This window comes from Betaproteobacteria bacterium, assembly GCA_016720065.1.
In the GTDB taxonomy this organism is placed as follows: Bacteria; Pseudomonadota; Gammaproteobacteria; order Burkholderiales; family Rhodocyclaceae; genus SSSZ01.
In genome coordinates, this window is record JADJXY010000002.1 from 2,739,253 (window position 1) to 2,759,170 (window position 19,918).

At 65.2% G+C, this 19,918-nt stretch carries 22 protein-coding genes and 2 tRNA genes; 17 read left to right on the forward strand and 7 right to left on the reverse strand.

The window, feature by feature from the left end; all coding sequences use genetic code 11:
- Nucleotides 1-75 precede the first annotated feature (75 nt).
- From IPM73_16065 to IPM73_16120, 12 genes are all read left to right on the forward strand, one after another.
- On the forward strand, nt 76-1,998 hold the full coding sequence (locus IPM73_16065) for a PrkA family serine protein kinase (GenBank protein MBK8919510.1): 1,923 nt from the start codon (nt 76-78) through the stop codon (nt 1,996-1,998).
- A gap of 51 nt (nt 1,999-2,049) precedes the next feature.
- On the forward strand, nt 2,050-3,318 hold the full coding sequence (locus tag IPM73_16070; protein MBK8919511.1) for a YeaH/YhbH family protein: 1,269 nt from the start codon (nt 2,050-2,052) through the stop codon (nt 3,316-3,318).
- Between the two features lie 64 nt (nt 3,319-3,382).
- On the forward strand, nt 3,383-4,906 hold the full coding sequence (locus IPM73_16075) for a SpoVR family protein (protein MBK8919512.1): 1,524 nt from the start codon (nt 3,383-3,385) through the stop codon (nt 4,904-4,906).
- A gap of 14 nt (nt 4,907-4,920) precedes the next feature.
- On the forward strand, nt 4,921-5,238 hold the full coding sequence (locus tag IPM73_16080) for a PIN domain-containing protein (GenBank protein MBK8919513.1): 318 nt from the start codon (nt 4,921-4,923) through the stop codon (nt 5,236-5,238).
- On the forward strand, nt 5,225-5,461 hold the full coding sequence (locus IPM73_16085) for a toxin-antitoxin system HicB family antitoxin (GenBank protein ID MBK8919514.1): 237 nt from the start codon (nt 5,225-5,227) through the stop codon (nt 5,459-5,461). The genes IPM73_16080 and IPM73_16085 overlap by 14 nt, the downstream gene beginning before the upstream one ends.
- A 22-nt stretch (nt 5,462-5,483) precedes the next feature.
- A complete protein-coding gene (locus IPM73_16090; GenBank protein MBK8919515.1) occupies nt 5,484-6,314 on the forward strand; it encodes an alpha/beta hydrolase in 831 nt (276 codons plus the stop codon).
- Between the two features lie 173 nt (nt 6,315-6,487).
- Nucleotides 6,488-6,880, forward strand: coding sequence for an EAL domain-containing protein (locus IPM73_16095; protein ID MBK8919516.1), 393 nt, complete (start codon nt 6,488-6,490; stop codon nt 6,878-6,880).
- 113 nt (nt 6,881-6,993) lie between these two features.
- Nucleotides 6,994-8,541, forward strand: coding sequence for a fused MFS/spermidine synthase (locus IPM73_16100; protein MBK8919517.1), 1,548 nt, complete (start codon nt 6,994-6,996; stop codon nt 8,539-8,541).
- Between the two features lie 78 nt (nt 8,542-8,619).
- Nucleotides 8,620-9,297, forward strand: a complete 678-nt coding sequence (gene queC, locus IPM73_16105; protein ID MBK8919518.1) for a 7-cyano-7-deazaguanine synthase QueC — start codon at nt 8,620-8,622, stop codon at nt 9,295-9,297.
- A 113-nt stretch (nt 9,298-9,410) separates the two neighbouring features.
- Nucleotides 9,411-10,502, forward strand: coding sequence for a YeeE/YedE family protein (locus tag IPM73_16110; GenBank protein MBK8919519.1), 1,092 nt, complete (start codon nt 9,411-9,413; stop codon nt 10,500-10,502).
- A 160-nt stretch (nt 10,503-10,662) separates the two neighbouring features.
- Nucleotides 10,663-10,738, forward strand: a tRNA-Lys gene (locus tag IPM73_16115).
- Nucleotides 10,739-10,781: 43 nt separating this feature from the next.
- A tRNA-Lys gene (locus IPM73_16120) sits at nt 10,782-10,857 on the forward strand.
- Between the two features lie 93 nt (nt 10,858-10,950).
- Here IPM73_16120 and IPM73_16125 read toward each other — a convergent pair.
- Entirely contained in the window at nt 10,951-11,547 is a 597-nt protein-coding gene (locus IPM73_16125; GenBank protein ID MBK8919520.1) for a PilZ domain-containing protein, read from the reverse strand.
- Between the two features lie 261 nt (nt 11,548-11,808).
- Here IPM73_16125 and IPM73_16130 point away from each other — a divergent pair, with 261 nt between their 5' ends.
- From IPM73_16130 to IPM73_16140, 3 genes are read left to right on the forward strand one after another with little or no spacing between them, the layout of a single operon-like run.
- Complete coding sequence (locus IPM73_16130) at nt 11,809-12,939, forward strand: homoserine O-acetyltransferase (GenBank protein MBK8919521.1); 1,131 nt, start codon at nt 11,809-11,811, stop codon at nt 12,937-12,939.
- Complete coding sequence (metW, locus tag IPM73_16135; protein MBK8919522.1) at nt 12,936-13,535, forward strand: methionine biosynthesis protein MetW; 600 nt, start codon at nt 12,936-12,938, stop codon at nt 13,533-13,535. The genes IPM73_16130 and metW overlap by 4 nt, the downstream gene beginning before the upstream one ends.
- A 44-nt stretch (nt 13,536-13,579) precedes the next feature.
- Nucleotides 13,580-14,788, forward strand: a complete 1,209-nt coding sequence (locus IPM73_16140) for an AmpG family muropeptide MFS transporter (GenBank protein MBK8919523.1) — start codon at nt 13,580-13,582, stop codon at nt 14,786-14,788.
- 26 nt (nt 14,789-14,814) lie between these two features.
- Here the strand turns inward: IPM73_16140 and IPM73_16145 are convergent, their stop codons facing one another.
- The 5 genes from IPM73_16145 to xth all read right to left on the reverse strand — a co-directional run bounded on the left by IPM73_16145 (nt 14,815) and on the right by xth (nt 17,090).
- Entirely contained in the window at nt 14,815-15,114 is a 300-nt protein-coding gene (locus IPM73_16145) for a hypothetical protein (GenBank protein MBK8919524.1), read from the reverse strand.
- Nucleotides 15,111-15,401, reverse strand: a complete 291-nt coding sequence (locus IPM73_16150; GenBank protein ID MBK8919525.1) for a hypothetical protein — start codon at nt 15,399-15,401, stop codon at nt 15,111-15,113. Before IPM73_16150 ends, IPM73_16145 begins: the two co-directional genes overlap by 4 nt.
- Nucleotides 15,398-15,793: a phage holin family protein gene (locus IPM73_16155; GenBank protein MBK8919526.1), complete on the reverse strand. Its 396-nt coding sequence runs from the start codon at nt 15,791-15,793 to the stop codon at nt 15,398-15,400. Before IPM73_16155 ends, IPM73_16150 begins: the two co-directional genes overlap by 4 nt.
- 4 nt (nt 15,794-15,797) lie before the next feature.
- Complete coding sequence (locus IPM73_16160) at nt 15,798-16,112, reverse strand: DUF883 family protein (GenBank protein MBK8919527.1); 315 nt, start codon at nt 16,110-16,112, stop codon at nt 15,798-15,800.
- Between the two features lie 198 nt (nt 16,113-16,310).
- Complete coding sequence (gene xth / locus IPM73_16165; protein ID MBK8919528.1) at nt 16,311-17,090, reverse strand: exodeoxyribonuclease III; 780 nt, start codon at nt 17,088-17,090, stop codon at nt 16,311-16,313.
- Nucleotides 17,091-17,139: 49 nt separating this feature from the next.
- Between xth and pyrE the strand changes: the two genes are divergently transcribed.
- The gene (gene pyrE, locus IPM73_16170; protein ID MBK8919529.1) at nt 17,140-17,781 is read left to right on the forward strand and encodes an orotate phosphoribosyltransferase; all 642 of its coding nucleotides are present in this window, start codon (nt 17,140-17,142) and stop codon (nt 17,779-17,781) included.
- Nucleotides 17,765-18,406 carry a hypothetical protein gene (locus IPM73_16175; GenBank protein ID MBK8919530.1) on the forward strand — a complete coding sequence of 214 codons (642 nt, stop codon included), beginning with the start codon at nt 17,765-17,767 and terminating at the stop codon, nt 18,404-18,406. The genes pyrE and IPM73_16175 overlap by 17 nt, the downstream gene beginning before the upstream one ends.
- Before the next feature lie 48 nt (nt 18,407-18,454).
- On the opposite strand, the gene gatB is transcribed toward IPM73_16175, so the two are convergent.
- A complete protein-coding gene (gene gatB / locus IPM73_16180) occupies nt 18,455-19,909 on the reverse strand; it encodes an Asp-tRNA(Asn)/Glu-tRNA(Gln) amidotransferase subunit GatB (protein MBK8919531.1) in 1,455 nt (484 codons plus the stop codon).
- Nucleotides 19,910-19,918: the final 9 nt, after the last annotated feature.

Consider the following 19,918-nt stretch of genomic DNA (forward strand, 5'->3'; position numbering starts at 1 on the left):
TGAACCGTTGTCCGAATGTGGATTCAAACCCGCACACGGCGAGAAGCCGGCGGTACAACCAGGAAGGAGCCCAGCATGTCGATCTTCGCCCGCTATCAGAGTCGCTACGAAGCCTCGCAAGAGGAGGAGATGTCGGTCCAGGAATACCTCGACCTGTGCAAGGCCGACCCCACCGCCTACGCCAGCGTCGCCGAGCGCATGCTGATCGCCATCGGCGAGCCGGAACTCCTCGATACCCGGCTGGAGCCGCGGCTGTCGCGCATCTTCGCCAACAAGATGATGAAGCTCTACCCGGCCTTCCGCGAGTTCTACGGCATGGAAGAGGTGATCGAGAACATCGTCTCCTACTTCCGCCACGCTGCCCAGGGCCTGGAGGAGAAGAAGCAGATCCTCTACCTCCTGGGCCCCGTCGGCGGCGGCAAGTCGTCCCTGGCCGAACGCCTCAAGGCGCTCATCGAGAAGGTTCCCTTCTACGCCATCAAGGATTCGCCGGTGCACGAATCGCCCCTGGGCCTGTTCAACGTCAATGAGGACGGCCCCATCCTGGAAGAGGATTACGGCATTCCACGCCGCTACCTGGGCACCATCATGAGCCCCTGGGCGGTGAAGCGCCTCTCCGAATTCGGCGGCGACATCACCAAGTTCCGGGTGGTGAAGATTCGCCCCTCGGTGCTTTCGCAGATCGCCGTCTCCAAGACCGAACCGGGCGACGAGAACAACCAGGACATTTCCAGCTTGGTGGGCAAGATCGACATCAGGAAGCTGGAAACCTATTCCCAGAACGACCCCGACGCCTATTCCTATTCCGGCGGCCTGTGTCTGGCCAACCGGGGCATCCTTGAATTCGTCGAGATGTTCAAGGCGCCCATCAAGGTGTTGCACCCCCTGCTCACCGCCACCCAGGAGCAGAACTACAAGGGCACCGAGGGCTTCGGCGCCATCCCCTTCGACGGCCTCGTGCTGGCCCACTCCAACGAGGCGGAATGGCAGGCCTTCAAGAACAACCGCAACAACGAGGCCTTCCTCGATCGCATCTACATCGTCAAGGTGCCCTACTGCCTGCGGGTGTCGGACGAGATTCACATCTACGAAAAGCTGCTGGTCAATTCGTCCCTCTCCCAGGCCCCCTGCGCGCCGGACACCCTGCGCATGATGGCCCAGTTCGCCGCCCTGTCGCGCCTCAAGGAGCCGGACAATTCCTCCATCTACAGCAAGATGCGGGTCTACGACGGCGAGAACCTCAAGGACACCGACCCCAAGGCCAAGAGCTACCAGGAGTACCGCGACTACGCCGGGGTGGACGAGGGCATGACCGGGCTGTCCACCCGCTTCGCCTTCAAGATTCTCTCCAAGGTCTTCAACTTCGACCACCGGGAGGTGGCGGCCAACCCCGTGCATCTGATGTACGTGCTGGAGCAGCAGATCGAGCAGGAACAGTACGCGCCGGAAATCGAGGAGCGCTACCTGCGCTTCCTCAAGGAATACCTCTCCCCCCGCTACGCCGAGTTCATCGGCAAGGAAATCCAGACCGCCTACCTGGAAAGCTATTCCGAATACGGCCAGAACATCTTCGACCGCTACGTCACCTACGCCGACTTCTGGATTCAGGACCAGGAATTCCGCGACCCCAACACCGGCGAAATCCTCGACCGGGGGGCCCTGAACGACGAGCTGGAGAAAATCGAAAAGCCGGCCGGCATCAGCAATCCCAAGGATTTCCGCAACGAGGTGGTGAATTTCGTCCTGCGCGCCCGGGCCAAGCACGACGGCAAGAATCCCTCCTGGACCAGCTACGAGAAGCTGCGGGCGGTGATCGAGAAGAAGATGTTCTCCAACACCGAGGAACTGTTGCCGGTCATCTCCTTCAACACCAAGGCCAGCGCCGACGAACAGAAGAAGCACCAGGACTTCGTCAATCGTATGATCACCAAGGGCTATACCGAGAAGCAGGTGCGCCTGCTGTGCGAGTGGTATCTGCGGGTGCGCAAGTCTTCGTGATGGGCCGGGGGCGCGAGGCCTGTGCCGCGCGCCCGACACAGGGAGTCCCCAATGACGGTACGCATCGTCGATCGGCGGCAGGACAGCAAGAACAAGAGCTCGATCAACCGGAGCCGGTTCATCCAGCGCTTCAAGGGACAGATTCGCAAATCGGTGGCCGACGCCATCGCCAAGCGGGGCATCCGCGATCTGGACAACGGCGAAAAAATCGGCATTCCCGGCAAGGACATCTCCGAACCCCATTTCCGCCACGGCCGGGGGGGCAAGCGGGATATGGTCCACCCCGGCAACGACCGCTTCAATACCGGCGACCAGGTCGAGCGCCCCCTGGGCGGTGGCAGCGGCCAGGGCAAAGGCAAGGCAAGCAATGAAGGGGAGGGCCTGGACGATTTCGTCTTTACCCTCACCCGGGACGAGTTTCTCGACATCTTCTTCGACGAACTGGCCCTGCCCAACCTGATCAAGCGCCAGCTCGCCCGGGTGGATGAATACAAGCGGGTGCGGGCCGGCTATACCCAAACAGGGGTGCCGACCAACATCAATCTGGTGCGCACCATGCGCGGCGCCGCCGGCCGCCGGGTGGCGGTGGGCGGCCCCTATGCCGCCCGCCTGCGGGAATTGCAGGAGGAACTGGACCGCCTGAAGCGCGACGTGCCGGGCGACCCGGACATCGAGCGCATCGAGCGGGAAATCGCCTGCCTCAAGGCGCGCCGCGAGGCCATTCCCTTCATCGACCCCTTCGACCTGCGCTTCAGCAACCGCATCCGCATCCCCCAGCCTTCGACCCAGGCGGTGATGTTCTGCCTGATGGACGTTTCGGGCTCCATGGACGAGCAGAAGAAGCAGATGGCCAAGCGCTTCTTCATGCTGCTCTACCTCTTTCTCAATCGCAATTACGAAAAGATCGAGGTGGTCTTCATCCGTCACCACACCGCCGCCGAAGAAGTGGACGAAGAGAACTTCTTCCACTCCCGGGAAACCGGCGGCACCATCGTGTCCAGCGCCCTGAAACTCATGCAGCAGATCATCGCCGAGCGCTACAGCTCCAGTCTGTGGAACATCTACGGCGCCCAGGCCTCCGACGGTGACAACTGGAACGACGACTCGCCCCTGTGCCGGCAAATCCTCGGCGAATCCATCCTGCCCTGCGTGCAGTACTTCGCCTACATCGAAATCACCGAGGGCGCGCCGCAGAACCTGTGGCTGGAATACGAGCGGCTGCAGGAGACCCACCCGGAGTGCTTCGCCCTGCAGCGTATCGGCGAGGTCACCGACATCTACCCCGTCTTCCGGGAACTGTTCCACAAGAGGCTGGCATGAGCGGCACACCTTCACGCCCGCCCCCCTTCGCCCCGCCCCTGGCGGGAATCCCGGCGGGAGCGCCATGAGCAAGAAGAAAATCCGCCCCATCGCCGAAGGCTCCGACTGGACCGTCGAAGCCATCGAGCGCTACGACGCCGAAATCGGCCGCGTGGCGCGCAACTACGGCCTCGACTGCTACCGCCACCAACTGGAGATCATCACTGCGGAGCAGATGATGGACGCCTACGCCTCCATCGGCATGCCGGTCTATTACCACCACTGGTCCTTCGGCAAGCACTTCCTGGAAACCGAGAACCGCTACAAGCGCGGCCACATGGGCCTGGCGTACGAGATCGTCATCAATTCGGACCCCTGCATCGCCTACCTGATGGAGGAGAACACCCTCACCATGCAGGCCCTGGTGATCGCCCACGCCGCCTACGGCCACAACTCCTTCTTCAAGGGCAATCATCTCTTCCGCCAGTGGACCAGCGCCGACGCCATCATCGACTACCTGGTCTTCGCCAAGAACTACATCGCCCAGTGCGAGGAACGCCATGGCGCGGAAGCCGTGGAGCGCCTGGTGGATGCCTGCCACGCCCTCATGAACCTGGGCGTCGACCGCTACAAGCGCTCCCCCCGCCTTTCCCTGGAAAAGGAAACCCTGCGTCAGAAGGAGCGGGAAGCCTATCTCCAGGCCCAGATCAACGACCTCTGGCGCACCCTGCCCAAGCAGGAAGTGGTCGAGATGCAGGAAGAGGAACGCCGCTTCCCCGAGGAACCCGAAGAGAACCTGCTCTATTTCGTGGAAAAGAACGCCCCCCTGCTGGAACCCTGGCAGCGGGAAGTGGTGCGCATCGTGCGCAAGATCGGCCAGTATTTCTATCCCCAGCGCCAGACCCAGGTGATGAACGAAGGCTGGGCCACCTACTGGCACTACACCCTGCTCAACACCCTCTACGACGAGGGGCGGCTGTCGGACGGCTTCATGATCGAATTCCTCCAGTCCCACACCAATGTCGTCTACCAGCCCCCCTACAACAGCCCCTGGTATTCGGGCATCAACCCCTACGCCCTGGGCTTTGCGATGTGGAGGGATTTGCGCCGCATCTGCGAGACCCCGGACGACGAGGACCGGGAGTGGTTCCCCGACGTCGCCGGGTCCGACTGGCGCGAGACCTTCAATTTCGCCCTCAGCAACTTCAAGGACGAGAGCTTCGTCGCCCAGTACCTCTCGCCGCGGCTGATGCGGGAATTCCGCCTTTTCGCGATCCTCGACGACGATACGCGCAAGAACCTGCACATCGCCGCCATCCACGATGACCGGGGCTACCGCGGCCTGCGCCGCACCCTCGGTGAACAGTACAACCTGGGCAGCAGCGAACCCAATATCCAGGTCTGGAACGTGGACCTGCGGGGCGACCGCTCCCTCACTCTGCGCCACTTCCTGCACGACCGCCGCCCCCTGGGGCCGGAGACCGAAGCGGTCCTGGAGCATCTGGCCTACCTGTGGGGCTTCACCGTGCGGCTGGAGGAGCAGCTCCCCAGCGGCAACGTCAATCTGCTGTTCGAAAAAAAGAGCGAGAAGCGGCGGCGTGAGGGGTAGCGGCCTCCTTTGCGGTGCACCTCTCCGCGCCGCTGGTTGCCGAATACGAAGCGGTCCTGAAGCGGGGCTCGCTGACGCTTTCAGGGAAGGAGATCGATGACGTGCTCGACTTTATTTGCGCCCGTTCGGTTCTTCACCGCATCTTTTTTCTCTGGCGGCCCGTACTCAAGGATCCCGACGACGATTTTCTTCTGGAACTTGCGGTCAAGGCAGGCGCGAGCATCGTGACCTGGAACGTCGGTGACTTCAAACCTGCCTTTGATTTCGGCTTCGTTGTTCAGACCCCCCGCGAATTTCTCGATTCCCTGGAGCCTTCTCATGAGTACCCTTAGCGTTCGCCTTCCCGATTCCCTGCACAAGCTGGCCAAGGAAACTGCGAGCCAGGATCACGTCTCGATGAACCAGTTCATCGCCACGGCCGTTGCTGAAAAAGTTGCCGCCCTGAGTACGGAGAGCTACCTCAAGGAGCGCGCTGCGCGTGCAAGCGAAGGCAAATTCAGGGCGGCCCTGGCCAAAGTTCCGGACGTACTGCCCGAGGTGATCGAGAAGCAGTAGTCCCACCCAAGGCTTCAGCGCCATGATCAACATCCTGCGCCGCGCCATCGTCATCTTGCTCCTGGCCTACGTCGGTCTGGTCACCTGGTTCTGGTGGAATCAGGAGAACATCATCTTCCGCGGCGAGCCGCTCCCCGCGGCCCATGATTTCCGTCTGCCCAAGGATGTGGAGGAGTTGAGCATCCCGGTGGCCGAGGGCACGCTCTCGGCCCTCAATCTGCGCCTGCCCCGACCCCGGGGCGTGGTCTTCTTCCTGCACGGCAACGGCGGCAATCTGGACAGTTGGTTCTCCAACCACGACTTCTACCGCCAGGCCAATCTCGACCTCTTCATGATCGACTACCGCGGCTACGGCAAGAGCGGCGGCAAGGTCGCCGACGAGGCCCAGTTCCTGGCCGACGTGCGGGCCGCCTGGGCGGTGCTCGCGGCGCGCTACCCTGAGACCCCCAGGATCATCCACGGCCGCTCCCTGGGCAGCGGCCCGGCGGCCATCCTGGCGGCGGAAGTCCAGCCGGCCCTCACCGTCCTGGTTTCGCCCTATTGCAGCCTCGGGGAACTGGCCTCCACGGCCTACCCCTTCCTGCCCGGCTTCGTCGTGCGCTATCCCTTCGACGGCTGCAGCGCCGCCGGATCGATCCGGGGCCCCCTGCTGCTCCTGCACGGCGACGCCGACACCCTCATTCCCCCGGCCCACAGCGCCCTGATCAAGGCCCGGGCGCCAAACGCCGAAGTCGTCATCCTGCCAGGCGCCGGCCACGACGACGTCCATCTCGCCGACACCTACGGCCCCACGCTGCGGGCGCGGCTGGATCGGGTGGGGTGCGGCGCGGGTTCAGCCCTGGCTTGCCGCTGAGGCGAAGCTTTCCTGGATACTCGCTGACACCGCCCTGCAACAACTGCTCCCAGGAAACCAGCGGCGTTCCCGATTTGGAAAACTCCAGGGGGTCCGTCCAGCGCACCTCGGGATCACCGCCAACCCCTGACCTTCCAGGGGGCATATGATGAAATCATTCTAATCACCCCGAGGTGCCCGAGACATGGCTCTCCTCGAACGGCGCAACATCCCCCGACGCTTCGGGGATCTCGAAGCGTACCGGCTACGCGTCCCTGGCCTACCTCAAGCGTTTCCCCTTCGAGCAACTCAAGGTGGACCAGTCCTTCATCCGCGACCTGGAATCGGACCCGGATCACGCGGCAATCGTCCACGCCATCATCGGCATGGGGCGCACCCTGCGTCTTCAGGGGGTTGCGGAGGGCGTCGAACGCTCCAGCCAGCACCAGTTCCTGGCCAGCCACGGATGCGCCTTGTTCCAGGGTTATCTCTTCGGCAGGCCGATGCCGATAGGCGAACTTGAACACTGGCTGGCAACCGGCCCTGCATCGAATCCGCCATTTCCGGGCACCCGCGATCTCTTCTGAGCCCCTGGGCGGCCCTTGACGTTGCGGCGCCTTTTGGGCCGCTGCCAATGGCGGTATAGTCGCCGGCCATGAACCGCGATTCGTCCACCGACCCTGTCCGGCCCGGAGCAGCGATGCTCTGCGTGACCGCCTGCCTGACCGGCGCCCTGGTCATGGTGATCGAGATCCTTGGCGCCCGGATCATCGGACCCTTCTTCGGTGTCAGCCTTTACGTCTGGACCGCCCTGATCAGCGTCACCCTCCTGGCCCTCGCCCTGGGTTACGCCGCCGGCGGCTGGCTTGCCGATCGCCAGCCGCACGCCGCCCTCCTCTATGGGCTGATCGGACTTGCCGGCTGCTGGCTCATCCTGCTTCCCGGGTTCAAGGCCCCTGTCCTCGAGGCAGCCATGCCGGCCGGCCTGCGCCTCGGCTGTTTCGTCGCTGCCTCGCTGCTCTTTGGCCCCCCGCTTTTCCTGCTCGGCTGCGTGTCACCCTTCCTGCTGCGGCTCGCCGCCCTCGATCTGAGCCGAATCGGCCGCACCGCGGGTCTGCTCTATGCGGTGTCCACCGCCGGCAGCTTTGTCGGCGCCGCCGGCACCGGTTTCTATCTTCTCGGCAGTTTCGGCGTGATCGCCACCCTGCGCTTGTCCGGCGCCGCTCTCGTCCTGCTGGCCTGCGCCTACTTCGTCCGCGCCCGCCCGGGGCACGCCCTCCTTCTTGCAGCAGGCCTGGTGCCGCTGGCCTGGACACCTCACGCAGCCCTGGAAGCAAGTACCGCCGACGGAACTCGGGCCCGCATCGTCTGGGCCCGAGACAGCTTTTATGGCGCGCTGAAAATCGTCGAGTATCAGGGAAAAGGCATCCGAACCCGGGAACTGACCATTGACGGACTGATCCAGGGAGGCATCGACACCCAAAATGGCCAGTCGATCTACGAATACGCCTATCTGCTCGAGCGCCTGCCTCTGGCGCTTCGTCCCGATGGGCACACGGCGCTGATGGTCGGCCTCGGCACGGGCGTCGCCGCTCGGGCGCTTGCCGCCCACGGCCTCGATGTCGAAGTGGTGGAACTCGATCCCCAGGTTCGCGAAGCCGCCGTACGGCACTTTGATTTCCCTCCAGGGATTCCGGTGGCGATCGAGGATGCCCGGACTTTTCTCGCCCGGGGCACCAAGCGCTATGACTATCTGCTCATCGACGTCTTCAACGGCGACACGACGCCGGGCTACCTGCTCTCCCGGGAGGCCCTGCGGGCAGCCAAGGCGCGCTTGGCTCCGGGTGGGGTGCTGGCCTTCAACCTCATGGGCAGCGCCGATCCCGAAGAAGGCATGTTGCCCGCCGTCCTCGCGACCCTCGCCGAGCAATTTCGCACCGTGCGCGTCCAGCCTGCCGGCGCCAAGACCGATGCCGCCTGGGGCAACTACGTGGTTCTGGCCAGCGACGGGGCAGCAGAATACGCCCGGACGCCTGACTTGAGGCAAATCCATCCCCTGGCCGCCGACGCAGCGACCCTGCTGGCCGCCCCTGCCCTTCGGATGCGACACACAAACGCCACGCCTCTGACCGACGATTTCAACCCCCTCGACCTGCGCGACACCCGGCTCAAGGAATTGGTGCGCCGGGAGTTGCTGGAAACAACCCCAGCGTCGATCCTGCACGCACTCCCCGGCAACCTCGGTTAGTCGAACCAAGCCGTGCAGGGGCGGCGCAAGCCCCGGGACGTCGCCCAGAATGCACGAATGGCGCTATAGTCGCCGGCCATGACCAAGAAAGCAGTCGTTCTCCTCTCCGGCGGCCTCGATTCCGCCACCTGCCTCGCCATCGCCCGCCAACAGGGGTTTGCCAGTTACTGCCTCTCCTTCGACTACGGCCAGCGACATCGGGCCGAACTCGACGCGGCCACCGCTCTTGCCCGCACCCTGGGCGCCACCGAACATCGCATCCTCAATCTCGGGCTTGCCCAGTTCGGCGGCTCGGCGCTGACCGATGCCGCCATTGCCGTTCCCACCAGCGGGGTCCTGCCGGGAATTCCGGTCACCTACGTCCCGGCCCGCAATACCATCATGCTGTCCCTGGCCCTGGCCTGGGCCGAGGTCCTGGGCAGCCGCGACATCTTTGTCGGCGTCAACGCGGTGGACTACTCCGGCTATCCCGATTGCCGCCCCGAGTACATCGCCGCCTTCGAGCGCCTTGCCAACCTCGCCACCAAGGCCGGCGCCGAGGGGGCCGCCTTTACGGTGCATGCCCCGCTCATCCACCTTTCCAAAGCGGAAATCGTGGCGACCGGAGCGGCCCTGGGGGTGGACTACGGGCTCACCGTGTCCTGCTATCAGGCCGATGCGGCCGGACGGGCCTGCGGCATTTGCGACTCCTGCCGCCTGCGCCGGGAAGGCTTTGCTGCTGCCGGGTTCGCGGACCCGACCCGCTACACGCCCTGAACCATGGATGGAGACAGGCCTCCGCGCGCACGGGCGCTACGCCCACCCCGCAAGTCCTGGCCGAACGGAGAGGGGGGCAGCGCCGCAACGCCGCCCAGCGCTTGCCCTGAACCATGAGCCAGTCCACCGCCGTCCTCATCCTGGCCTTCGCCGCCGGGGGGCTCTTTGGAGCCCTTTCCCAGAAGACTCGCTTCTGCACCATGGGGGCGCTGGCCGACCTGGTGCTGATGGGCGACCGGCTGCGGCTGCGCATGTGGCTCATGGCCATCGCCGTCGCCATACTGGGTACCTGGGGGCTCCAGGCCGGTGGCTGGGCAGACCTGGGGAAAAGTCTCTATCGCGGGGCAACCCTGCCCTGGCTTTCCCACCTGATTGGCGGTGCGGCCTTCGGCGTCGGCATGGTGCTGGCCTCGGGCTGCGGCGCGCGGACCCTGGTGCGCATCGGCGCGGGCAACCTGAAATCCCTGGTCGTCTTCCTGGTCGTCGGCCTGGGCGCCGCGATGACCCTGCGCGGAGTGCTGGCCGTGGGGCGTGTGGCCTGGCTCGACCCGCCGACCCTGCGCTTCGAGGGCGGCCAGGATCTGGCGTCCTTGGTCGCGGGCCTGGGGCTGGCTCCGGGGGTCGCCCTGGCCGTCGTCAGCCTGACCCTGGGCGGAGGGCTCGCGGCCTATGCCCTGGCCGACGCCCAGTTCCGCCAGCGCGACCCGCTGCTGGGCGGGGTCGGCATCGGCCTCGCCGTGCTGCTCGCCTGGTGGGCAAGCGCCCACTTCGGTTATCTCGCCGAAGATCCGGAAACCCTGCAAGAGGCCTTTCTGACCACGCAGTCCGGCCGGCCGGAGTCCTTGAGCTTTGTCGCCCCCTTCGCCCACACCCTGGACCTCCTGACCCTATGGTCCGACACCAGCCGCAAATTGAGCTTCGGCGTCGCCGCCTGCGCCGGCGTGGTGGCCGGCGCAGCCGTCATGGCCTTGGCCGAAGGCAGTTTCCGCTGGGAGGGTTTCGCCGGGCCCGCCGACACCGCCCGCCACCTGCTCGGTGCCCTGCTGATGGGTTTCGGCGGCGTCACGGCCCTGGGCTGCACCATCGGGCAGGGGATCAGCGGGGTATCGACCCTGGCCCTCGGCTCCTTCCTCACCCTGGGCGCCATCGTCGCCGGGGCCGTCTGTGCCCTGAAGATCAGTGAACGCACGGCGGGCAACGCCTGAAGGACTGCCTTGGGCCCCGCCTTGCGCAGCGTCCGGCGGGGGTGTCCCCCAGGGAGCACAGGCGGGTGCCCTCCCTTTACCCCGCGCTCCAGGTGACGGCGCTCGGGCCGCCGCAGTTTGACAGCCTCCGGCGGCCTCAATATAATCGCGCCTCCCTGCTGGGTCGGTAGCTCAGTCGGTAGAGCAGCGGACTTTTAATCCGTTGGTCGCGAGTTCGAATCTCGCCCGACCCACCACCCGCAGAGCATGGCAGCCTTGGGCTGTCGCAGGAAAAATTCTGGGTCGTTAGCTCAGTTGGTAGAGCAGCGGACTCTTAATCCGTAGGTCGAGTGTTCGAATCACTCACGACCCACCAGAATTCAAACGGCTTCCCGAGGTTTTCCTCCGGAAGCCGTTTCGTTTTCAGGCACCCTCCGCTGCAACGGGCGCGCGAGTGTCAGTCAAGCGATCAGGCGGCGACGCCCGGCTTGCCCGGTGGTCGGATCGCCTCGTTCCACGAGCGGGCGAAGCACTCGGACTGGGCGCCCATGGTGACGCCGTGGCGCGATTGGGCGGTGAGGCAGAGGGCGAGACCGGCCTGGTCCACGGCGGTCACCGCGCTGGTGTCGATTTCCTGTACGCCCACCCGGGTGAGGGCATGCATGAAGTCATTGCGCAAGCCGCCGTTGAGACCGCCGCTGATACGCAGGACGCGCCGCCCGCCGGTCTCGTGAGTGCTGAGGATGGACGCCTTGCCCTGGGCCAGGGCGCCGTCGATGGCGTCGTCGATGGCCAGTTCGCTGATGGGGCCGGATTCGAAGCGCACGCCGTAGAGATTGCCCACCCGGCTGACGACGACCGCCGCTACGTCGACGACGGCGGAACCGAAGAGGGAGAATTCGCAGCCGCAATGGCGGCCGATGGTCATGTCGAGCCCACTGCGCAGCATCAGGCCCGCCAGGGAAAGATTCTCGATGGTGCCGATTGCCACCGATCCGCCATAACCGATGGAGATCGCGGGAGGTTCGCAGAAACGGATGCGCTGGTGGCGTCGCTGGTCGAGCATGGACAGAGCTCCGAGCGAAAAGTGGGGGGGAGGCGCCCATGTTACCAGCAGGCGGCAGTCCAGGGGAGGCGGCCGCTGGGCGCTGCGGAACCTCGATTGACTTTGCCTGACCATGTGGGTATCTTGCCCCAACCCGGGATTTCCGGCGGCGCCGATTTGACTTCAGCTTGCGGGCGCCCGACAAATGCGGCTAAAGCGAGGTCGGTTGAAAAACACCCGGTCCGCGATGAGCCACCGGGTTTTTCTTTTTCCGGAGCAGGAATGGCAGGAGAGCAACAAGGCGTCGGGCAGGTCGAAGCGCAGCGGGCCCATTTTTCCGAGCCCCTCAACTTGCGCAGCGGCGGGGTCATTCCCGAGTACGACCTCGTCTATGAAACCTACGGCAGCCTCAATGCCGCGAAGTCGAACGCCATCCTGGTGTGCCACGCCCTTTCGGGGCATCACCACGTCGCCGGTCACTATGCCGACCAGCCGGACAACCTCGGCTGGTGGGACAATATCGTCGGCCCGGGCCGGCCGCTGGATACCGACCGCTTCTTCATCGTCGGAGTAAACAACCTGGGGGGCTGCCACGGCTCCACCGGCCCTTCGTCGATCAACCCGGCCAGCGGCAAGCCCTGGGGAGCCGATTTCCCCATGGTCGCCGTCATCGACTGGGTCAAGGCCCAGGCCCGCCTGGCGGACCTTCTGGGCATCGATGCCTGGGCGGCTGTGGTCGGCGGCAGCCTGGGAGGCATGCAGGCCCTGCGCTGGACCATCACCTTTCCCGAACGGGTTCGCCACGCCGTGGTCGTCGCCGCGGCGCCTCGCCTGTCGGCCCAGAACATCGCCTTCAACGACGTCGCCCGCCAGGCCATCCTCACCGACCCCGATTTCCACGGCGGCCACTATTACGAGCACGGCACCCGCCCCATTCGGGGACTGCGTCTGGCCCGCATGCTGGGCCACATCACCTACCTGTCCGACGATCAGATGGGGGAGAAATTCGGGCGGGAACTCAGGAACGGCTCGTTCTCCTTCGATTTCGATGTCGAATTTCAGATCGAGTCCTATCTGCGCTACCAGGGCGACAAATTCGCCGGCTATTTCGACGCCAATACCTATCTCCTGATGACCAAGGCTCTGGATTACTTCGATCCGGCCCGGGAGGAGAACGGGGACCTGGTGGCCACGCTGGCCCGCAGCCAGGCTGGCTTCCTCGTCGTGTCCTTCACCACGGACTGGCGCTTTTCGCCGGCGCGCTCCAAGGAGATCGTGCATGCCCTGGTGGCGAGCGGCCGCGACGTGTCCTACGCCGAAATCGACCTCAATTTCGGCCACGATTCCTTCCTGATGGCCGATCCGCACTATCACGGCGTCGTCGGCGCCTATCTCGCCAACATCACGCTATGACCGACCACCTGGGGCGTCCCGACTTCGAACTCATCGCCGGCTGGGTGCTGCCCGGTCACCGCGTCCTCGACCTGGGGTGTGGCGACGGCTCCCTGTTGCGTCTGCTGATCGACAGCAAGGGCGTGCGCGGCTGGGGGGTGGAAATCGACGACGCCAACGTGCTGGCCGCGGTGCGACGGGGCATCAACGTCATCCAGGGCAACCTGGAGGACGGCCTTACCGGCTTCGCAGACGGGGCCTTCGACCATGTGGTTCTTTCCCGCACCCTGCAGACCGTCCGCCATACCGAGAGAATCCTGGCCGAAATGCTGCGCGTGGGGCGGGAAGCGGTGGTGTCCTTCCCCAATTTCGCCTACTGGAAGAACCGCCAGGCAGTGCTCAACGGCCGCATGCCCGTTTCCGAGGATCTGCCCTACGAGTGGTACGACTCGCCCAATCTGCGTTTCTTTGCCATTCCTGACTTCGAAGCCCTGGTGGGCAAGATGGGGCTCTCCATCCGGGAAAGACGGGTGCTGGACGAAAAGGGGCAATGGGTGACCGAGGAACCCAACTTCCTCGGCAGTCTGGCGGTCTACCGCCTGACCCGCCCCCGGTGAGCGGTTCCGCGCCGGCGTGGCTGGCGCCGCTCCTCACGCGGCGCATGGCGATTTGCGTCGTCACGGGGTTTTCATCCGGCCTGCCCCTCTTTCTCCTGCTCAATCTTCTGCCGGCCTGGCTCAAGACCGAGGGTATCGGCATTCGGGAAATCGGCCTCTTCGCCCTGATCCAGTTTCCCTACACCTGGAAGTTCCTCTGGGCGCCGCTGGTGGACCGCTACGCCCTTCCCCTCCTTGGCCGCAGGCGCGGCTGGATGTTCAGCAGTCAGGTTCTGCTGGCCCTGAGCATCGCCGCCCTGGGCTTCCTCTCCCCCCAGGCCGGCCTGGGCAGCATCGTGGGGGTCGCCGTGGCTGTCGCCCTGCTCTCGGCCACCCAGGACATCGTCCTCGACGCCTATCGCCGCGAGCTGCTGCTGGACAGCGAACTGGGCCTGGGCAATGCCGTGCATGTCAATGCCTACAAGATTGCCGGCCTCATTCCGGGTTCCCTCTCCCTTTGGCTCGCCGACCGCCTGCCCTGGAGCGAGGTGTTCGCCATCACCGCCTTGTTCATGTTGCCTGGCGCCCTCATGACCCTGGTGGTGCGCGAACCCGATGCGGTCGCCCTGGCTCCCAAGACCCTGGCCCAGGCGGTGACCGAGCCCTTCCGGGAATTCCTCGGGCGCCAGGGTCTGAACGGCGCCCTCCTCATCCTGGCCTTCATCTTCCTGTACAAGCTTGGCGATTCCCTGTGCACTGCGCTGGCTACGCCCTTCTACCTGGAAATGGGTTTCACCAAGAGCGAAATCGGGCTGGTGGCCAAGAACGCCGGACTCTGGCCCTCGGTCATCGGCGGCCTCCTGGGAGGCCTGTGGATGGTTCGCCTGGGCATCAATCGCGCCCTGTGGGTTTTTGGGGTGGTGCAGTGGGTCGCCATCCTGGGCTTTGCCGGTCTCGCCGCCCTGGGACCTGCCGCGGCGACGCCGGACCGCCTGTGGGCGCTGGCCGGCGTCATCGGCTTCGAGGCTCTCGGCGTCGGGCTGGGGACAGCGGCCTTCGTGGCCTACATTGCCCGCACCACGCATCCCGCCTTTACCGCGACCCAGTTCGCCCTGTTCACCAGCCTGGCGGCCGTGCCGCGCACCGTGGTCAATGCCTCGGCGGGCTGGCTGGTCGAGGGCCTAGGCTGGACGAATTTTTTCTTCCTGTGCGCGCTGCTCGCGGCCCCCGGCATGATGCTCCTGACCCGGGTCGCGCCCTGGCGGGAACGCTGATCGGCCAAAGCAGCGCCGCTGATGCGTCAGCGGCGTGGCCGGCGCCGGCGATCCAGCCACCAGGCGTATGCCGGAAGCAGTACCGCCGACCCGGGCAGCAACAGGAAGAGAAGATAGGGTGAAAGGTGGCTGAGGCGCCGCAAGTGGGCGATGAGCAGCATTTTGTCGCTGTCGCTCCAGGCCTGGCCATTGCGGGATTTCATCAGGAGGGGCATGAAGCCCCGCAGCGCGACCACCTGGGTTACCACGCGCTGCATCTCCCGCCGCTGGGAAGCCACGAGCAGGCGCCACCAGGGAACCGCGACCGGCAATTCCGGGGAAGTCATGACTCCGTAAAGCGCTTTTTGAGCGAGCGCCAACCGCGCCAGAGAAAGAAGCTGCGCTTGGCCCAGCGCCACGCCCGCGCAGGCCGCGCAGCGAGGAGAGCAAGGGCGAAGGCGGCGACCGGCTTGGGATTGGCCTTCACCCAGCGCCCTGCGGCCAGGAGGCGATCGACCCCCGCCAGGGCGCTCTCGATGGGCCAGGCGCTCTGCGCGAGGTCTTCCCGCTGCCGGGCGCAGCGGGCACGAAGCTCGCCCCGGCGCAGGGCCAGTTCGATGCGGCGGTCGCTCATCGCGGATCGCTGACGCTACGCTTGAGGCGGGCGAGGTCGCTTTCCAGTTCAGCCAGACTCTGGGCAAAGACCGGCGATCCCTGGCGGGCCGCCCCCGCCGCCCGGGCGGCGCAAATGGCCCCCACGAGGAGAAAGAGCAGGGCTGCCAGACCAAAGACGACCAGACGCTGCTCCCAAAAGGCGGCAGCGAGAAAAACGACGACCAGGATGATCCCCAGGCCCAGGAAAAAGAGCGCCGCGCCGGCATAGACGAGCATTCCCAGGAGGCGCAGCTTCTCCTCCTGCAATTCGACCGAAAGGAGCTCGAAGCGCGTCTTGCCGATGGCGACGGCCGTCGCCATCAGGCGCTTCAGGGCGGCGAAGCTGCCTTCGCCGCCTTCGCCGACCGCCATGGAATCAGCGGCGGCCGATCAGCACGCCGAGGGCAAGCCCCAGGGCGGCGGCGACGCCGACGGCCTTCCAGGGTTGCTCGTGGACGAAGTCATCCGTGGCAGTGGCGGCAGCCTTGGCCCGGTCGACGATGGCTGCTTCGGCGTCAGCCAAGCGCTCCTTGGCGTCCCGCAAGCGAATTTCGATCTTTTCCCGCAGGCCGGCCATCTTGTCGCCTGCCGCGCCCGCCGTGGCGCGCAGGATTTCTTCGGCGTCGGAAATGACGACCTTCATGTCGGCAACCAATTTGTCCTTGCCGGCGGTGGTGAGTTCTTGAGACATGTGTGACCTCGATGAGCAGGTGATGACGGGGGATTCCAAGGGTAGCGACTCCCGGCGGCGAAAGCAATGCGCCCGGGAGACGCGGCGGGAGCACCCGCGGTGTCGTTGTTTTTTCGCTGGCTCGACCCGGCAGAACCAAGGGCGGGGATCACCGGCTCACGCGCCCCCTGTTTCCCGATCGGCCGCGTTGGGGACCCGTCAGGAATGCTCGTACTCGACGATCAGCGGCGCGTGGTCCGAGAAACGTGCATCCTTGAATACCGTGGCGCTGCGGGCTCGCGCCGCGAGGGCCGGTGTGGCGATCTGGTAGTCGATGCGCCAGCCCACGTTCTTGGCCCAGGCCTGCCCTCGATTGGACCACCAGGTGTAGGCTTCCTCGCCGGCTTCGGGGTAGAGGCGGCGGTAGACGTCGACCCAGCCGATCTCGTCGAATATGCGGGAAAGCCAGGCCCGCTCCTCCGGGAGGAAGCCCGAATTCTTGCGGTTCCCTTTCCAGTTCTTGAGGTCGATCTCACGGTGCGCGATGTTCCAGTCGCCGCAGATGACCATGTCGCGGCCCTCGGCGTAGAGCCCGGCGAGAACGGGAAGAAATGCCTCCATGAAGCGGAATTTGGCCGACTGGCGCTCCGGCGATGATGACCCCGAGGGCAGATAGAGGGAAATGACGCTGAGATTGCCGAAATCGGCCCGCAGGAAGCGCCCCTCCGCGTCGAATTCCGGCAATCCCAGGCCTTCGACGACGCGGTCCGGCCTGGGGCGGGACCACAGGCCGACCCCGCTGTAGCCCTTCTTGTCGGCGCAGTGGTAAGCGGCGTTCAGGCCTGCGGGCGCAAGCATCTCGGCGCTCAGATCCGCCTGTTGCGCCTTGATTTCCTGCAGGCAAACCAAATCGGGCTGCTGTGCGTTGACCCAAGGCAGGACGCCCTTGCTCCACGCGGAGCGGATACCGTTGAGGTTGAGGGAGATGATGCGTAACATGGCGCTTTCACCGGCTCCAGCAGCCGAAATGACAAGATTCGAGGAGAGGATGGATTTCCGGCGGCAGTTTATCGGCTTCGCGCTCGACTGTAATGTCTTGCGCTTCGGCCAATTCACGACCAAGGCCGGGCGGCTTTCGCCCTACTTCTTCAATGCGGGCCTGTTCAACGACGGTGCCTCGCTGGGACAACTGGCCGAGTATTACGCTGATGCCGTGCAGGCCGGCAAACTGCCCTTCGACATGTTGTTCGGCCCGGCCTACAAGGGCATTCCCCTCGTCGCCACCATCGCCGTGGCCCTGGCGCGGCGCGGTCGCAATCTGCCCTTCGCCTTCAATCGCAAGGAAGCCAAGGATCACGGCGAGGGCGGCAGCCTGGTCGGTGCGCCCTTGCAGGGCCGGGTGCTGATCGTGGACGACGTCATCTCGGCCGGAACTTCGGTACGTGAGTCGGTCGAGTTGATCCGGGCGGCCGGGGCGACCCCCGCTGGCGTCCTGATCGCCCTGGATCGCATGGAGCGCGGTCAGGGTGAGTTGTCGGCGGTGCAGGAAGTCGAACGTGACTACGGCATTCCGGTCATCGCCGTGGCGACGCTCGCCGACCTCCTGGCCTTTCTCGAGAACAAGCCCGAATTTTCCCAGCACCAGCAGGCGGTGAGCCTGTATCGGAATACCTATGGTGTGGGCACTTAAGCTTCCTCTCGCCCTTGCTTTGGCGGCCGGCAGCCTGCTTGCCGAGGCGGCAAATCTTTACTGCTGCCAGGATCCCTCCACTGGACGCCGGGTGTGCTCCGATGGCCTGCCGGAGCAGTGCCGAGGCAAACCTTATCGCATCCTCGATTCGGCCGGGAACGTCATCAAGGAGGTCGAGGGGGCGCTGACCCCGGAACAGAAGGCTGAGCGTGTGGCGGAAGCGAAGCGCCAGCGTGCCCTGGAGGAAGCTGCCCGCATTCAGCGCCGCAAGGATCAGGCGCTCCTGGAGACCTACGGCAGCCTGGAAGACATTGATGCCGCCCGCCAGCGCTCCGAGGGTGAGGTGCGAGAGGCCATGCGACAGGCGGAGGAACGCATTGCCACGGTCCAGAAGGAGCGCAAGCATTGGGCCGATGAAGCCGAGTTCTACCGCCGCAAGACGGCGCCTCCGGAGGTAGAGACCGGGCTGCGCAACGCCGATTACGAGATCAAGGCGCAGACCGAGTTGCTGGAAGCCAAAAAACGCGAGATGGATCTGGTGCGGCAGAAGTACGAAGAGGATCGTCGGCGCTTCATCGAGATTTCCACCCACCTGCGGCAATTGCCTTCCCCGGCCAAACCGTAATACGCGCGCCGCCGGGACCGGTGCCGCTGCGCCGGCCCAATCAAGCCGTCAGGCCTGCAGTTTCTTGCGCAGCAGATCATTCACCTGCTGCGGATTGGCCTTGCCCTTGGCCGCCTTCATCACTTGACCGACGAGGGCGTTGAAGGCTTTTTCCTTGCCAGCCCTGAATTCCGCCACGTTGGCGGCATTGGCCGCCAGCACCGCATCCACCAGGGCTTCGATGGCGCCGCTGTCGGTGATCTGCTTCAGGCCCTGGGTCTCGATGATGGCGTCGGCACTGTCACCTTCGCCGTTCCACAGCGCCTCGAAGACCTTCTTGGCGATGGCGTTGGAAATGGTGTTGTCGGCAATGCGCTGGATGAGGCCGCCCAGTTGGTCCGCGGACACGGGTGAATCGGCCAGATCCTTGCCCTCCTTGTTGAGGCGGGCAGCCAGGTCCACCATGACCCAGTTGGCACAGGGCTTGGCATTGGCCCTGCCGGCGATGCCGACCACGGCTTCGAAGTAGGCGGCGGTTTCCTGGTTGGTGGTCAGCGTGGCGGCGTCGTAGGCGGAAAGCCCCAGCTCGGCCATGAAGCGCTCCCGTTTCTGGCCCGGCAGTTCGGGCAGTTCGCCCTGCACCCGCGCGATCCAGTCGGCGCCGATGACCAGAGGCAGGAGGTCGGGGTCGGGGAAGTAGCGGTAGTCGTGGGCGTCTTCCTTGGTCCGCATGGTGCGGGTCACGCCGCTGTCCGGGTCGAACAGCACCGTGGCCTGCTGAATCCTGCGGCCTTCCTCGATTTCGTTGATCTGCCACTGGACTTCGTAGTCGATGGCTTCCTTGAGGAAGCGGAAGGAGTTGAGGTTCTTGATCTCGCGGCGGGTGCCGAACTCGGCCTGTCCCTTGGGACGCACCGAGACGTTGGCGTCGCAGCGGAACGATCCTTCCTGCATGTTGCCGTCGCAGATGCCGATCCAGCGCACCAGTCCGTGCAGGGCCTTGGCGTAGGCCACGGCTTCGTCGGAGGAACGCATGTCGGGCTCGGACACGATTTCCAGCAGCGGCGTACCGGCCCGGTTGAGGTCGATGCCGGACTTGCCGTGAAAATCTTCGTGCAGGGATTTTCCGGCGTCTTCTTCCAGGTGCGCGCGGGTGAGGCGGACGGTCTTTTCGTAGCCCTTGTCAGCCTGGCCCACCTGGAGGGTCACCGCGCCGCCCACCACCACTGGCAGCTCGAACTGGCTGATCTGGTAGCCCTTGGGCAGGTCGGGATAGAAGTAATTCTTGCGGGCGAAGACCGACCTGGGCGCAACCTGGGCGCCGATGGCCAGACCGAAGCGGATGGCGCACTCGACGGCCGCCTTGTTGAGCACCGGCAGCACCCCGGGCAGCGCCAGATCCACGGCACAGGCCTGGGTGTTGGGCGCAGCGCCGAAGGCCGTGGAGGCGCCGGAGAAAATCTTGGACTGGGTGGCAAGCTGAGCGTGGGTCTCGATGCCGATGACGACTTCCCATTGGGTCATGACGGTTTT

What these genes read in the sequence shown, in the direction of transcription:
- IPM73_16175 (MBK8919530.1), top strand. Translation starts at nt 17,765, where the DNA reads ATGGTGTGGGCACTTAAGCTTCCTCTCGCCCTTGCTTTGGCGGCCGGC.
- IPM73_16130 (MBK8919521.1), top strand. Translation starts at nt 11,809, where the DNA reads ATGGCAGGAGAGCAACAAGGCGTCGGGCAGGTCGAAGCGCAGCGGGCC.
- IPM73_16085 (MBK8919514.1), top strand. Translation starts at nt 5,225, where the DNA reads ATGAGTACCCTTAGCGTTCGCCTTCCCGATTCCCTGCACAAGCTGGCC.
- IPM73_16110 (MBK8919519.1), top strand. Translation starts at nt 9,411, where the DNA reads ATGAGCCAGTCCACCGCCGTCCTCATCCTGGCCTTCGCCGCCGGGGGG.
- IPM73_16075 (MBK8919512.1), top strand. Translation starts at nt 3,383, where the DNA reads ATGAGCAAGAAGAAAATCCGCCCCATCGCCGAAGGCTCCGACTGGACC.
- IPM73_16160 (MBK8919527.1), bottom strand. Translation starts at nt 16,112, where the DNA reads ATGTCTCAAGAACTCACCACCGCCGGCAAGGACAAATTGGTTGCCGAC.
- IPM73_16155 (MBK8919526.1), bottom strand. Translation starts at nt 15,793, where the DNA reads ATGGCGGTCGGCGAAGGCGGCGAAGGCAGCTTCGCCGCCCTGAAGCGC.
- gatB (MBK8919531.1), bottom strand. Translation starts at nt 19,909, where the DNA reads ATGACCCAATGGGAAGTCGTCATCGGCATCGAGACCCACGCTCAGCTT.
- IPM73_16090 (MBK8919515.1), top strand. Translation starts at nt 5,484, where the DNA reads ATGATCAACATCCTGCGCCGCGCCATCGTCATCTTGCTCCTGGCCTAC.
- pyrE (MBK8919529.1), top strand. Translation starts at nt 17,140, where the DNA reads ATGGATTTCCGGCGGCAGTTTATCGGCTTCGCGCTCGACTGTAATGTC.
- IPM73_16150 (MBK8919525.1), bottom strand. Translation starts at nt 15,401, where the DNA reads ATGAGCGACCGCCGCATCGAACTGGCCCTGCGCCGGGGCGAGCTTCGT.
- queC (MBK8919518.1), top strand. Translation starts at nt 8,620, where the DNA reads ATGACCAAGAAAGCAGTCGTTCTCCTCTCCGGCGGCCTCGATTCCGCC.
- IPM73_16145 (MBK8919524.1), bottom strand. Translation starts at nt 15,114, where the DNA reads ATGACTTCCCCGGAATTGCCGGTCGCGGTTCCCTGGTGGCGCCTGCTC.
- IPM73_16065 (MBK8919510.1), top strand. Translation starts at nt 76, where the DNA reads ATGTCGATCTTCGCCCGCTATCAGAGTCGCTACGAAGCCTCGCAAGAG.
- IPM73_16125 (MBK8919520.1), bottom strand. Translation starts at nt 11,547, where the DNA reads ATGCTCGACCAGCGACGCCACCAGCGCATCCGTTTCTGCGAACCTCCC.
- IPM73_16070 (MBK8919511.1), top strand. Translation starts at nt 2,050, where the DNA reads ATGACGGTACGCATCGTCGATCGGCGGCAGGACAGCAAGAACAAGAGC.
- IPM73_16100 (MBK8919517.1), top strand. Translation starts at nt 6,994, where the DNA reads ATGCTCTGCGTGACCGCCTGCCTGACCGGCGCCCTGGTCATGGTGATC.
- IPM73_16140 (MBK8919523.1), top strand. Translation starts at nt 13,580, where the DNA reads ATGGCGATTTGCGTCGTCACGGGGTTTTCATCCGGCCTGCCCCTCTTT.
- metW (MBK8919522.1), top strand. Translation starts at nt 12,936, where the DNA reads ATGACCGACCACCTGGGGCGTCCCGACTTCGAACTCATCGCCGGCTGG.
- xth (MBK8919528.1), bottom strand. Translation starts at nt 17,090, where the DNA reads ATGTTACGCATCATCTCCCTCAACCTCAACGGTATCCGCTCCGCGTGG.